Annotated in this window: 13 protein-coding genes; 2 read left to right on the forward strand and 11 right to left on the reverse strand. The window is 72.0% G+C overall.

Annotated features, from left to right (window positions below):
- The 4 genes from D452_RS0124390 to D452_RS0124405 all read right to left on the reverse strand — a co-directional run.
- Positions 1-633 (reverse strand): alpha/beta fold hydrolase (locus tag D452_RS0124390; RefSeq protein WP_239646443.1); only part of this gene is annotated, 633 nt, incomplete at its 3' end.
- Positions 634-800: 167 nt separating this feature from the next.
- Positions 801-1,145 (reverse strand): biotin/lipoyl-containing protein, encoded by a 345-nt coding sequence (locus tag D452_RS0124395; RefSeq protein ID WP_017546756.1) that lies wholly within the window; start codon positions 1,143-1,145, stop codon positions 801-803.
- A 5-nt stretch (positions 1,146-1,150) separates the two neighbouring features.
- Positions 1,151-2,170 carry an alpha-ketoacid dehydrogenase subunit beta gene (locus D452_RS0124400; protein WP_017546757.1) on the reverse strand — a complete coding sequence of 340 codons (1,020 nt, stop codon included), beginning with the start codon at positions 2,168-2,170 and terminating at the stop codon, positions 1,151-1,153.
- The gene (locus D452_RS0124405) at positions 2,167-3,204 is read right to left on the reverse strand and encodes a thiamine pyrophosphate-dependent dehydrogenase E1 component subunit alpha (protein WP_017546758.1); all 1,038 of its coding nucleotides are present in this window, start codon (positions 3,202-3,204) and stop codon (positions 2,167-2,169) included. The genes D452_RS0124400 and D452_RS0124405 overlap by 4 nt, the downstream gene beginning before the upstream one ends.
- Positions 3,205-3,828: 624 nt before the next feature.
- On the opposite strand from D452_RS0124405, the gene D452_RS0124410 reads away from it, so the two are divergent.
- On the forward strand, positions 3,829-4,323 hold the full coding sequence (locus D452_RS0124410; RefSeq protein WP_017546759.1) for an Lrp/AsnC family transcriptional regulator: 495 nt from the start codon (positions 3,829-3,831) through the stop codon (positions 4,321-4,323).
- Between the two features lie 18 nt (positions 4,324-4,341).
- Here D452_RS0124410 and D452_RS0124415 read toward each other — a convergent pair whose 3' ends face one another.
- The 7 genes from D452_RS0124415 to deoC all read right to left on the reverse strand — a co-directional run bounded on the left by D452_RS0124415 (position 4,342) and on the right by deoC (position 11,553).
- A complete protein-coding gene (locus D452_RS0124415; RefSeq protein ID WP_017546760.1) occupies positions 4,342-6,015 on the reverse strand; it encodes a phospho-sugar mutase in 1,674 nt (557 codons plus the stop codon).
- An 84-nt stretch (positions 6,016-6,099) separates the two neighbouring features.
- Positions 6,100-6,897 carry a purine-nucleoside phosphorylase gene (locus tag D452_RS0124420; RefSeq protein ID WP_017546761.1) on the reverse strand — a complete coding sequence of 266 codons (798 nt, stop codon included), beginning with the start codon at positions 6,895-6,897 and terminating at the stop codon, positions 6,100-6,102.
- Complete coding sequence (locus tag D452_RS0124425) at positions 6,894-7,532, reverse strand: GNAT family N-acetyltransferase (RefSeq protein ID WP_017546762.1); 639 nt, start codon at positions 7,530-7,532, stop codon at positions 6,894-6,896. Before D452_RS0124425 ends, D452_RS0124420 begins: the two co-directional genes overlap by 4 nt.
- The gene (locus D452_RS0124430; protein ID WP_017546763.1) at positions 7,529-8,179 is read right to left on the reverse strand and encodes an N-acetyltransferase; all 651 of its coding nucleotides are present in this window, start codon (positions 8,177-8,179) and stop codon (positions 7,529-7,531) included. Before D452_RS0124430 ends, D452_RS0124425 begins: the two co-directional genes overlap by 4 nt.
- Positions 8,180-8,246: 67 nt before the next feature.
- Positions 8,247-9,179: an aldehyde dehydrogenase family protein gene (locus tag D452_RS0124435; RefSeq protein ID WP_017546764.1), complete on the reverse strand. Its 933-nt coding sequence runs from the start codon at positions 9,177-9,179 to the stop codon at positions 8,247-8,249.
- Complete coding sequence (locus D452_RS0124440) at positions 9,172-10,602, reverse strand: aldehyde dehydrogenase family protein (RefSeq protein ID WP_017546765.1); 1,431 nt, start codon at positions 10,600-10,602, stop codon at positions 9,172-9,174. The genes D452_RS0124435 and D452_RS0124440 overlap by 8 nt, the downstream gene beginning before the upstream one ends.
- 3 nt (positions 10,603-10,605) lie before the next feature.
- Entirely contained in the window at positions 10,606-11,553 is a 948-nt protein-coding gene (deoC, locus tag D452_RS0124445) for a deoxyribose-phosphate aldolase (protein WP_017546766.1), read from the reverse strand.
- Between the two features lie 320 nt (positions 11,554-11,873).
- On the opposite strand from deoC, the gene D452_RS0124450 reads away from it, so the two are divergent.
- Positions 11,874-12,563 carry a hypothetical protein gene (locus tag D452_RS0124450; RefSeq protein WP_017546767.1) on the forward strand — a complete coding sequence of 230 codons (690 nt, stop codon included), beginning with the start codon at positions 11,874-11,876 and terminating at the stop codon, positions 12,561-12,563.
- The last annotated feature ends 18 nt before the right edge of the window (positions 12,564-12,581 follow it).

The following is a 12,581-nucleotide window of genomic DNA, read 5'->3' on the forward strand; positions in this document are numbered from 1 at the left end:
CCCCGGGATCTCCACGAACGCCCCGCCGCAGCGCTCAGCGAGCCCGGCGGCACCCTCGGCGACGGTGTCCCCGGCTCCGGCGACCAGGAGCGGCGGGAGGCCCTCGGGACGCGGTTCCTCCTGGAAGGGACGGGCGGCCTGGCCGCGGGCGCACGCGGCGAGCGCCGCGGCGTCGTTGCCCGGAAGCGCGACCACGGTCCGGTACACGTGGTCGAAGGGGGTGTCCCCCGCGCCCGGTTCGGCAGCACCCAGGCCCGCCAGAGCGTCGGCCGGGCCGAACCCGCCCAGCACCGTACGACGCACCCGCTCGGGCGCGGTGAGCGCGAGTTCCCAGGCGATCCGGGAGCCCATGGAGTAGCCGACGACGTCGACGCGCTCCACGGCCAGCTCGTCGAGCAGACCCACAAGGTCGGCGACGAAGTGTTCGGGCAGGTAGAGCCCGCTGTCGGTCGGCTTGTCACTGGCCCCGTGCCCGCGCAGGTCCGGGCCGATCACCCGGCGTCCGGCGGTGTCGAACGCGCGCGGCCACCCGGCGGCGCTCCAATTCATCTCGAACGTGGTACCGAAACCGTGCAGCAGAAGCACCGGAAGGTGATCGCCGGGGGCCTGCGGCGGCAAATCCGCATAACGCATTGTCACGTCTCCGACGAGATTCGCGTTCATGAATCTTTTCCGTTCTCGATCCGGTGGGGATTTGTTGGAAGCGAACGAGGGCCCATTCAGACGTTCCCATAAACAGAATGACCCGAAGGGCCGTTCCGTTGGTGTCGACGTCCGAACGGGCCCTCGTCGTCACGGCCTCAGTTCGTCGGTGGCCTGAGTCGGACCCGGCGCTGCGGTTTGGCGTCCTCAGTGGGAACGCGTCCGACGATTCCGGCCTGCGGCGCCCTTTCCTCGACCTCCACCGCGAAGGTCACCAGGGGGTCGCCGACGGGGACCACCTGCTCCTCCTCCGCGTGCAGCTCCACCACGCGCCCGGCCTTGGGCGAGGGGATGACCACGGCGGACTTGGTGGTCTCCACCTCGACCAGGGGGTCGTTGCGGCCGATCGTGTCCCCGACCGCGACCTGCCACTCCAGGACGGTCGCCTCGACCAGGCCCTCGCCCAGGTCGGGGAGGGTGAAGGTGATGTTCTCTTCTGCCATGTGGGCTAGTACTCCAGGGTTCGCTGGACCGCGAGCAGGACGCGGTCGATCGTCGGCAGGTACTGGGGCTCCAGCGGTCCGGCCGGGTAGGGCACGTCGAACCCGGTGACGCGCTGGACCGGGGCGGCCAGCTCACGGAAGCAGTTCTCGGTGATGAGGGTGGCCACCTCCGCGCCGAGTCCCGCGGTGAGCGGGGCCTCGTGGACGACCACGGCGCGCTTGGTGCGCGCCACCGAGGCGGCCAGCCCGGCGGCGTCGATGGGCTTGAGCCAGCGCAGGTCGAGGACCTCCAGGTCCACTCCGTCCTCGGCGGCGAGTTCGGCCACCTGGAGGCAGCGGTGCACCATCGCGCCCCAGGCGACGAGGGTGGCGTGGCTGCCGGGGCGCACGATCCTGCTAGTGCCGATGGGGTCGGTGGGCTCGCTCAGCACCACCGGGCGGCGGTCCCAGTAGCGGGCTTTGGGCTCCATGTAGACGACCGGGTCGTCGGAGCGCACGGACTGGAGCAGCAGGCTGTACGCCTCGGCGGGGTCGGAGGGGGCGACGACCTTCAGCCCGGGGGTGTGCGCGAAGAGCGCCTCCAGGCTCTCCCCGTGGTGCTCGGGTGCCTGGATGCCGCCGAAGGACGGCAGGCGCAGGGTGATCGGCATGGGGGCGGCGCCACGCGTGCGGTAGTTCATGCGCGCCACCTGGTTGACGATCTGGTCGACGGCCGGATACGCGAAGCCGTCGAACTGGAGCTCGGGGACCGGCCGCCAGCCGTTCATCGCCAGACCGACCGCCATGCCCATGATGGCCGACTCCGCCAGCGGGGTGTCGAAGACGCGCTGGTCGCCGAACTCCTTCTGGAGACCGTCGGTGACGCGGAAGACGCCGCCGAGGGCGCCGACGTCCTCACCGAAGACGAGGACGTCGGGGTCCTCCTCCAACAGGACGCGCAGGGCCCGGTTGATCGCCTGCTGCATGGACAGCTCGACCGCTCGGGAGTCGGCCGGTGCGTCGGTGTGTTCGATCAGCTCGGTCACAGCTCGACCTCTTCCTGCCAGGTGCGGTGCTGCCGGGCCAGCTCCTCGGTGGTCTCCCGGAACACGTGGGTGAACAGTTCGGAGCCGTCGGGCTCGGGGGTCTCGGCGACCCCGTCACGGATCTCCTCGGCGCGCTTGGCGGCCTCCGCGTCGACGGTGGCGAGGTGGGACTCGTCGTCGTGCCCGGCCTCGATCATCGCGGTGCGCAGCAGGTCGAGGGGGTCGCGTGTGCGCCAGTGGTCGGTGTCGGCGCGGTCCCGGTAGCGGCTGGGGTCGTCGGAGGTGGAGTGGGGTTCGACGCGGTAGGTGAGGGCCTCGATGACCGTGGGGCCGCCGCCCGCGCGGGCACGCTCGACCGCCTCGGCGGTGGCGGTGTACACGGCGCCGACGTCGTTGCCGTCGACGAGCACCCCGGGCATGCCGTAGCCCTCGGCGCGGGCCGCGACGGAGCCGCCCGCGACCTGGCGCTCGTTGGGCACCGAGAGGGCCCACTGGTTGTTCTGGCAGAGGAAGACGACGGGTGCCGTGAACACGCCCGCGAAGTTCATGGACTCGTGGACGTCGCCCTCGGAGCTGGCGCCGTCGCCGAAGTAGGCCATGGCGACACCGTCACCGCCGCGGAGCCGTTCGCCGACCGCCCATCCCACGGCGTGCGGGACGGGGCCGCCGACGACCGCGTTGATGGCGCCGAAGCGGGACTCCATGACGTCGTGGAGTCCGCCGTGCCACAGGGCGCGGTGGGTGGCCATGTAGGCGACCATCTCCACGCCGTAGGCGAGGGCGGAGGCCATCTCGCGGTAGGTGGGGAAGACGAAGTCGCGGGTGGGGTCGAGCGCGCTGGCGCTGCCCACCTGGGCGGCCTCCTGACCCCGGACGGAGACGTACGCGGGGAAGACGCCCTGCCGCTGGAGGGCGATGGCCTCGGTGTCCAGGTCACGCGCGGTGCGCATGGCGCGGTACAGCTCCCGGGTGAGTTCGGGTCGCAGGTGCTCCACGGTGATGGCGCCCTGGCCCGTGGGCTCTGGGGTTGGCATGTCGAGCGGCTCCCAACGTGGCCCTGCGCGCGTGTGGCGCGACCCGGGCTCGGGGTGGTCAGGTCTGCCTTTGATTCTCCGTACAACTGGACAGTTTCGCTAGATACGACCGTACAGTCGATACGATCAAGAACGTTGGACCTGGTTTCGTTCGTGGATGTCCAAGTTTCAGCCTCCGAAACAGGGGAAAACGACACGCAGTGCCAAACATCACGAATCACCATCAACACCACCATCCGCCAACCCCACCGAAGGGAAGCCCGGAAGCCACACACAGGAGTCGTCGTATGCCCGGACAGTCACGACAAATATGCGGAGAATGGGTGTCAGGACAAGAATTTCTGGCGGATTCCGGCGGTTCGGGTGTAGTTACTGCTCAGTCAGGGAAACCCTCGACCTACTCCGTGCGTCAACCATGAGTACAGTCGGAACTCCTCCGCCACTCCCCCGTTTGGCGGTTCGCACAAGAGGTCCGTACGCACGAATCCCCCCGATACCCCCACACCGACCCGAGCACCACGGAACGTGCGTCCGTCATCTCCCCGACCGGTTTTTCCCAGCTTCCTGTCAATGAAGACAGCACGGAGCCGAGCCCTGCGACAAGAGCACACGAGGAGCACGCACATGGCCATGGGCGAACAGCACAGGAACGGCCGGCGGCCGGACACGACCGACCAGACCATTCTGAGCGCGCTCGCCAAGGACGCCCGGACCGGCATCACCGAGATCGCCGCGCTGGCCAACGTCTCCCGAGCCACGGCATACAACCGGATCAAGCGCCTCACCGACGAAGGGGTCATCCGCGGCTACTCCGTGGTGACCGACCACTCCAAAATGGGGCTCGGCGTCACCGCGCTCGTCCTCATCTCCGGCAGTCAGCCCGACTGGCGGGCCAACCGGGAGATCCTCTCGTCCTACCCCGAGATCGAGTACTGCTGGTACGTGGTGGGGTCGGCGGACATCGTGCTGCTGGTCCGCGTCGCCAACACCAACCAGCTGCGCGACCTGATCCTGAGCCGCCTCCAGTCGCTCCCCGGTGTGACGTCCACCCAGACGCTCACCGTCATCGACGAGGTCGTACACCGACCGGTCGTGGAGCCCGCCGAGGGGAGCGAGTGACCCCGCCCCACCCCCGGATCATCCCCTGACCACCCCGGCGACCGCCGTCATCAGCTCGGACAGCAGTTCCGAGCCGCGCGCGCGGCTGGCAGCGATGTCGCCGTCGACCCCCGACACCACCTCTGCGTAGGCCTTCAGTTTGGGTTCGGTCCCCGAGGGGCGCAGCGTCACCCGCCCACGCGTCCCACCTTCGAGCTCGAACCGCACGGCGTCCGTCGGCGGCAGACCCACGTGCCCGTCGGCGAAGTCCACGACCCCCGACACCTTCAGGGGGCCGAACGCGGCGGGCGGTTCGGCGCGCAACCGCCGCATCGCCGCGGTGATCTCCGAGAGGTCCCGCACCCGGACCGACAACTGGTCGCTCAGGTGCAGGCCGTACCGCCTGGCCTGGTCGTCGAGGAGGTCGACCAGCGTGCGGCCCCGGCTACGCGCCTCGGCCGCCAGCGCCAGCGCCACGAGCGCCGCGCTCACGCCGTCCTTGTCGGCCACCGGTCGGCCGTCGTCCCCGCCCACGCAGTAGCCCAGCGCCTCCTCGTAGGAGAACACCCTGCTCTGGCCGGGCGCGCCCGCGCGAGCCAACCACTTGAAGCCGGTCAGGGTCTCCTCGTAGTGCACTCCCCTGTCCCGGGCGATCTTGCCGAGCAGACTGGAGGAGACGATCGAGGTGGCCACCACCCGGTCCGCGCCACTCGTGTGGTCCAGCACGTATTCGGCGAGCAGGCCGCCGACTTCGTTCCCGGTGAGGAGGCCGTACCCGGGCACCGCCAGGGCCAGCCGGTCGGCGTCGGGGTCGTTGGCCACCACCAGGTCCGCCCCGTGGGCCTCCCCCGCCGCCAGGGCCAGGTCCATCGCACCCGGCTCCTCCGGATTGGGGAAGGCGACAGTGGGGAAGTCCGGGTCCGGTTCGAACTGCTCGACCACCACCTCGGGCGCCGCGAACCCGGCCCGCTCCACCGCCTCCGACAGCACCCGGCCGCCCACGCCGTGCAGGGGCGTGTAGACCACCGAGAGCTCCCTGGGCCCGTCCGGAACCAGCGCGGTCACCGCGTCCAGGTACTCCGAGACCGCGTCGGCGCCCAGCACCTCCCAGTCCTCGCCCAGCGGCAGCGCGCCGACCGGCCCCACCGCGTCGATGGCCGCGGAGATCTCGGCGTCCACCGGTGAGACGATCTGGCTGCCCGCGTCGTGACCGGACCCGCCCACGTACACCTTGTAGCCGTTGTCCTGGGGCGGATTGTGGCTGGCGGTGACCACGATCCCGGCGTCCGCGCCCAACCGCCGCAGGGTGTGGGCCAGCACGGGCGTGGGCAGCGGGCCGGGCAGCAGGGACACCCGGTGCCCGGCCCCGGTGAGGACGGCGGCGCTGTCCCGGGCGAAGTCGGCCGACCGGTGGCGGGCGTCGTAGCCGATCACCACGTGTCGGCGCTCCGCCCCGAGCCACGCCGCGATCCCCGCCGCCGCGCGCATGACCACGACGCGGTTCATCCGGTTGGGCCCGGCCCCCAGCGCACCGCGCAGTCCCGCCGTGCCGAACTCCAGCCGCGCCGCGAACCGGTCGTCGAGGTCGGTCAGGGCCTCCCCGTCGCCGACCTCGACGCGGGCCAGGAGCGCGCCCAGTTCCCCCCGGGTGCCGGGGTCGGGGTCCTGGTCGAGCCAGTCCCTGGCCTCGACGAGGAGCGCGGAGTCGATCATGGGAATCTCCTGTCTGGATGAGCGGGCGGGGCCGGGGCGAAGCGGGGCACAGGGGCACCGGACCGAGGCGGACGGCGGGCTCGCCTAGAACCTCTTGACGATGTCCGCGAGCAGACGGCCGACGGTCGCGGCGGAGTCGCGGCCGGTGGCGAGGACGTCCTCGTGGTCGAGGTTGGCTCCCTCCAGACCGGCGGCGATGTTGGTGACCAGGGACATGCCCAGCACGCGGGCCCCGGCCTCCCGGGCGGCGATGGCCTCAAGGACCGTGGACATGCCGACCAGGTCGGCTCCCATGGCGCGGAGCATGCGGATCTCGGCGGGGGTCTCGAAGTGCGGGCCGGGCATGGCCGCGTACACGCCCTCGGGAAGGTCGGGGTCGACCTCGCGGGCCAGGGCGCGCAGCTCCGGGGTGTAGGTCTCGGTGAGGTCCACGAAGGTCGCGCCGGTCAGCGGGGAGCGCGCGGTCATGTTGAGGTGGTCGGCGATGAGGACCGGGGAGCCCACGGCGTAGTCGGTGTTGATGCCGCCCGCGGCGTTGGTGAGCACGACGGTCCGCGCGCCCGCGGCAACGGCGGTGCGGACGTTGTGCACGACCGCGTCGGTGCCGTGGCCCTCGTACAGGTGGGTGCGGCCGAGGAAGGCGAGCACGTGGCGGTCGCCGTCCACGATGCTCCGCAGGGTGCCGCTGTGCCCCTCCACCGCCGGGGGCAGGAACCCGGGCAGTTCGGAGGTGGCGAACTCGTGCTTGGAGTCGCCGAGCAGGTCGGCGGCGGGCGCCCAGCCGGACCCCATCACCAGGGCCACGTCGTAGCTGTCCACACCGGTGCGTGAACGCAGCTCGGTCGCGGCCTCCTCGGCGGCGGCCTGGGGTGTGCGAGTCACTGGGGTTTCTCCGTTCGTCGGTACCGCTGGTGCGGTGCGGGGTGGGTTCCGGTCTCCAGGGGGCGGGACATCACTTCCTGGGGGCCCGCGCCACCTGGGACGACCGTGCCGGTGAAGTCGAATCCGGAGGCCTTGTAGACGCGCTGCGCCGGTTGGTTGGCCCGGTTGACGCAGAGCACGATCTCCTCGGCGCCCGGAGCGACCTCGTGGGCCAGTCCGTCCAGCAGGGGTGCGGAGCAGGAGGCCCGGCCGACTCCCCGGCCCTGCCATTGTGGCGTGACGTAGTAGGCGCGCAGCAGTACCGCCCGCTCCGGCGCGTCGACCAGCTCCGAGCGCAGGAGCCGGTCCAGCACACCGAACCCCGCGCAGGCGGCCCGCGCCCGGTCGGGGCCGGTCAGCGGCCCCTCCAGGGCGACGATCGCGTACGGGAAGCGTTCGGGGTCGCCGTCGGCGTCGGGCAGGGTCCGTTCGGGCAGCCCGGTGAAGCGCAGCTGCTCGGGCGGCAGGTCGTGTTCGAGGGCGGCGTCCCGGAGCAGGCCGGCCTCGGCCGTCCCCGAGTCCAGCCGCACCAGGCGGACCTGGGAGGTGTCCCAGCGCCCCGCCGCCCTCCTGCGCGACCCCCGCCAGCGCGTCATCGGTGTTCCGGTAGCTGCGGTACGGGGTGGGATCCGGTCTCGACGGGTCGGGTCAGCACGCTCTGCATGCCGTGCTCGCCCGCGTCGTGGCGGCGACCGTTGGGGGTGAACCCGGCCGAACGGTAGGTGCGCTCACCCATGTCGTTGCCGTCGTTGACGCACAGGACGATCTGGGTGGCCGCGGGTGCGATCGCCGCCACCAGGAGGTCGAGCAGCGGGGCGGAGCAGGCGGCGCGGCCGATGCCCTTCCCCTGGTGTTCGAGGGCGATGTAGAAGGCGCGCAGCTGCACGGCGGTCTCCGGGTCGTCGACCAGTTCGCGGAGCTGTCCGGCCCGGTCGACGACTCCGAAGCCGACACAGGCCTCCAGGACGGCGCTCCGGTCGGTCAGGGGCCCGTCGTTGAGGACGACCGCGAAGGGGTGGCGCGCGGGGTCGTCGTCGGCGCGGGGCAGGGTGTGCACCGCCTCGTCGATGAACCGGCGCTGGTCGGGGGCGACCCGCTGGCGGGGCAGGACCTCGCGCAGCAGGGCCACCTCGGGGGTGGTGCGGTCCAGGCGCACCAGGCGCAGCCCGGGGACGCGCACCGGTTCGGGCGCGCGTGACTCGGTGGTTCGGGGCTCGGCCTGCTCGGGGGTGTTCGCTGACACCGTTCCTCCACTCGGCTGTCGGGCCGTTCCCGCCCCCGGAAGGTGGGGGCGGGCCGGACCGTCAGTCTTACACCCCGACCGGATGCCAGACCGTCTTGGTCTCCAGGAAAGGGGTCAACCGGGAGGTCCCGGGGTCGGCGCCGAGCCAGGCGTCCTCCCCGCCGTGGGCCTCCGGTCCGGGGCGCAGCACCCGGGTGAGGGTGGTCGCGGCGGCCCGCTCGAACTCCACCGCGTGCTCCCCGGCCCCCGTGAGGTCCAGGGCGTTGACGTCGGCGTGCGATGCCAGGTGCGGGCCGATCTCGCCCGCCTTCCCGGTGAGCAGGTTGACCACGCCTCCGGGCAGGTCCGAGGTGGCCAGCACCTCGGCCAGCTCGATCGCGGCCAGCGGCGCGGACTCGGAGGTGACCACCACGGCGGTGTTGCCGGTGGCGATCACCGGGGCGACCACCGAGGTCAGCCCGAGCAGCGGGGCGTGCTGGGGCGCGAACACCGCGACCACACCGGTGGGTTCGGGCGCGGAGTGGTTGTAGAAGGGCCCGGAGACGGGGTTGGCCCCGCCGAGCACCTGGGCGAACTTGTCGGTCCAGCCCGCGTAGTACACCCAGCGGTCCACGGCGGCGGACACGGCGCGGTCGGCGTCGGCCCGGGTCACGCCGCCCGCCTCCACGAGGCGCGCGGCGAACTGTTCGCGGCGCCCCTCCATGACCTCGGCGACCCGGTAGAGGATCTGGCCCCGGTTGTACGCGGTGCGCCCGGACCAGCCGCCGAAGGCCTTGCGGGCCGCGACGACGGCGTCCCGGCCGTCCTTGCGGGAGGCCAGGGAGGCGTTGGCCAGGTGGGTGCCGTCGGCTGAGGTCACGGGGTAACTCCTGCCGGACTCCGAGCGGGGGAAGGCCCCGCCCAGGTAGAGCTTGTAGGTCTTGCGGACCGCGAGCCGGGCCGGGACGGGGGTCTGGGACCCGCCGCCGGTGCTCTTCTTCTTGCCGCGACGCTCAGCCAAGGTAGGCCTCCAAACCGTGGCGGCCGCCCTCGCGGCCGTATCCCGACTCCTTGTAGCCGCCGAAGGGGCTGGTCGGGTCGAACTTGTTGAACGTGTTGGACCAGATCACCCCGGCGCGCAGGCGCTCGGCGGTCCAGAGCATGCGGGAGCCCTTCTCGGTCCACACACCGGCCGAGAGCCCGTAGGGGGTGTTGTTGGCCTTGGCCACGGCCTCCTCCGGGGTGCGGAAGGTCAGGACGGACAGCACCGGACCGAAGATCTCCTCGCGGGCCACCCGGTGCGCCTGGCTGACCCCGGTGAGCACGGTGGGCGCGAACCAGTAGCCGCGCTCGGGCAGGTCGCAGGCGGGGGACCAGCGCTCGACGTTCTCCTCGTCGGCGGTGGCCGTGAGCTCGCGGACCCGCTCCAGCTGCGCGGCGGAGTTGATGGCTCCGATGTCGGTGTTCTTGTCCAGCGGGTCGCCGAGCCGCAGCTTGGCGATGCGCTCCTTCAGGCGGGGCAGGAACTCGTCCGCGACGGACTCCTGGAGGAGCAGACGCGATCCGGCGCAGCACACGTGGCCCTGGTTGAAGAAGATGCCGGTGACCACGCCCTCCACGGCCTGGTCGATCGCGGCGTCGTCGTAGACGATGTTGGCGCCCTTGCCGCCCAGCTCCAGGGTGACGCGCTTGTCGGTCCCGGCCACGGCGCGGGCGATCTGGCGGCCGACCCCGGTCGACCCGGTGAAGGCGACCTTGTCGGTGCCCGGGTGCTCGACCAGGGCCCGGCCGGTGTCCCCGGCGCCGGTCAGGATGTTGACCACGCCCGGGGGCAGGTCCGCCTCCTGGCAGATCTCCGCGAAGACCAGCGCGCTGAGCGGGGTGGTCTCGGCGGGCTTGAGCACCACGGTGTTGCCGGTGGCCAGGGCCGGAGCGACCTTCCACGCGAGCATGAGGAGCGGGAAGTTCCACGGGATGACCTGGGCCGCCACGCCGAGGGGGCGGGGGTCGGGGCCCAGCCCGGCGTGGGCGAGCTTGTCGGCCCAACCGGCGTAGTAGAAGAAGTGCGCGGCGACCAGCGGGAGGTCGACGTCGCGGGTCTCCTTGATCGGCTTGCCGTTGTCCATCGTCTCCAGGACGGCCAGTTCGCGTGAGCGTTCCTGGATGATCCGGGCGATGCGGAACAGGTACTTGCCGCGTTCGGCGCCGCTCATGCGGCCCCACACGGTGTCGTGGGCCCGGCGGGCGGCGGCGACGGCGCGGTCGACGTCGGCCTCCCCGGCCACGGCCACCCGGGCGAGCTCCTCCTCGTCGGCCGGGTTGAGCGTGGTGAGGTACTCACCGCTCTGGGCCGGGGTGAACTCGCCGTCGACGAACAGGTCGTAGGTCTCGCGCAGGCTGACGACGGAGCGGGACTCCGGTGCGGGCGCGTACTCGAAGATCACGGCTCAGTCCTGCGTGTAGTAGTCGGGGCCCGGGTAGGTGCCGGTGGACAGCCTGGTGCGCTGCATGAGCAGGTCGTTCAGGAGGCTGGAGGCGCCGATCCGGAACAGGTCGGGGGTCAGCCACGCGGGTCCCGCGGTCTCGTTGACCAGGACCAGGTTGCGGAGCGCGTCCTTGGTGTTGCGGATGCCGCCCGCGGGCTTGACGCCGACGCGTCGTCCGGTGGCGGCGTGGTGGTCGCGCACGGCCTCCAGCATGACCAGCGTGACCGGGAGGGTCGCGGCGGGCGACACCTTGCCGGTGGAGGTCTTGACGAAGTCCCCGCCCGCGCTCATGGCCAGGTGGGAGGCGCGGCGGACGTTGTCGTAGGTGACCAGCTCGCCGGTCTCCAGGATGACCTTCAGGTGGGCGTCGCCGCAGGCCTCCTTGACCGCGACGATCTCCTCGTGCACCTTCAGGTAGTCGCCGGAGAGGAAGGCCCCGCGGTCGATGACCATGTCGATCTCGCTGGCGCCGTCGGCGACCGCTCGCCGGGTGTCGGCCAGCTTGACGTCCAGGGGGGCGCGTCCGGCGGGGAAGGCGGTGGCGACCGAGGCCACACCGATCCCGGTGCCGCGCAGCGCCTCCACCGCGACGGCGACCATGTCCGGGTAGACGCAGACGGCGCCCCCGTGGGGCACGGTGCGATCGGTCGGGTCGGGCAGGGCCGCCTTGGCGCACAGGGCCCGGACCTTGCCGGGCGTGTCGGCGCCCTCCAGGGTGGTCAGGTCCACCATGGAGACGGCCAGGTCGATGGCGTGGGCCTTGGCGGTGGTCTTGATGGACCGGGTGGACAGGTCCTGGGCGCGGGCTCGGGCGCCGACCTCGTCGACCCCCGGGAAGCCGTGCAGATAGGCCCGGAGCGCGCGGTTGGTCGTCGCCTCGGGCACGGATGCGGTGTGGGGCACGGGCACCTACAGCTCGTCAGGTCAAGTGGGCTCACTCGACGCGGGGTGTCCCCCGCCGTCAGGCAGTCACCATAACCCCGGGCCGCTCCGCCGTCAGTCCCCGGCGGGTGCGCGCCCCCAAGGTTGGAGAAGGCTCCAAGGGTGGAGGGCCCCTGAGGTCGTCCTTTTCTCCAACCGTGGGTGCGAAAAGCCCGAAAAACGACGTTTTGGCCGCGCGTGATGGCATGCCCGCTCGGCTTGCGGTCTAGACCGGAGCACTCCACCGAGCGGGGACACCGGGCCCTTCCCCGGCCGTCTCCGCCGGTGCGCGCGACTACCCTGGAGACATGGCGGAGTTCCGGATCAGCAGTGACGACAGGCAGGTCGACCTGCGCAGAATGGCCACCGCGTTGGCCGAGTCGCAGGGGTGGGCACGCGAGGACGTGAGCATCTGGGACAACCGCCGGGGCGAGGTGATCGTGACCATCGACGACTCCCTGTTGCGCAGACCGGAGGCCGACCCCCTGCACCGGCCCCGGCACACCCCGCACGCGGTGCACGACGCCTGCGAGCTGCTGCGCCGGGAGGACACCTCCCTGCGCGGGGTGGACTTCGCCGCCCTCAGGAACGAGAGCGCCCGGTTCTTCTCCGCCGGCTGGACCCTGGCCGACCTCCAGCACGCACTGGCCCACCGCCCGGACGGTGTGGACTGGGAGAGCGGCCCGGACTACCGGGGCGCCGCCTGGTTCGCGCACCGGTTGTCGGCGTGGAAGACCCCGGACGGGGACATCCGGCCCTCCCAGTCGCAGGAGTCGGCGCAGCTGCGAGTGATCAGCCGGGCCGGACTGCCGATGGACATCGGCCTGCCCGAGGACACCGAGCTGTCGGCGCGGCCCGTGGCCAGCCCGGCGGTGGCGCGCTCGGCGGCGGACGACGCCCGCCGCCTGATCCGGCAGAACACGCGCACCACCACGGACACCCTGGCGCACCAGGACCGCACCTCCGCGCACATCACCCGGCCGGAGGACCAGCGCTGATCCGGGACCGCGCCCGCG

Source organism: Nocardiopsis prasina DSM 43845, assembly GCF_000341265.1.
GTDB lineage: Bacteria > Actinomycetota > Actinomycetes > Streptosporangiales > Streptosporangiaceae > Nocardiopsis > Nocardiopsis prasina.

Bases quoted from the DNA above. Each gene is read 5' to 3' on its own strand.
- D452_RS0124405 (WP_017546758.1), bottom strand. From the start codon at position 3,204: ATGCCAACCCCAGAGCCCACGGGCCAGGGCGCCATCACCGTGGAGCAC.
- D452_RS0124415 (WP_017546760.1), bottom strand. From the start codon at position 6,015: ATGATCGACTCCGCGCTCCTCGTCGAGGCCAGGGACTGGCTCGACCAG.
- D452_RS0124395 (WP_017546756.1), bottom strand. From the start codon at position 1,145: ATGGCAGAAGAGAACATCACCTTCACCCTCCCCGACCTGGGCGAGGGC.
- D452_RS0124410 (WP_017546759.1), top strand. From the start codon at position 3,829: ATGGCCATGGGCGAACAGCACAGGAACGGCCGGCGGCCGGACACGACC.
- D452_RS0124425 (WP_017546762.1), bottom strand. From the start codon at position 7,532: ATGACGCGCTGGCGGGGGTCGCGCAGGAGGGCGGCGGGGCGCTGGGAC.
- D452_RS0124450 (WP_017546767.1), top strand. From the start codon at position 11,874: ATGGCGGAGTTCCGGATCAGCAGTGACGACAGGCAGGTCGACCTGCGC.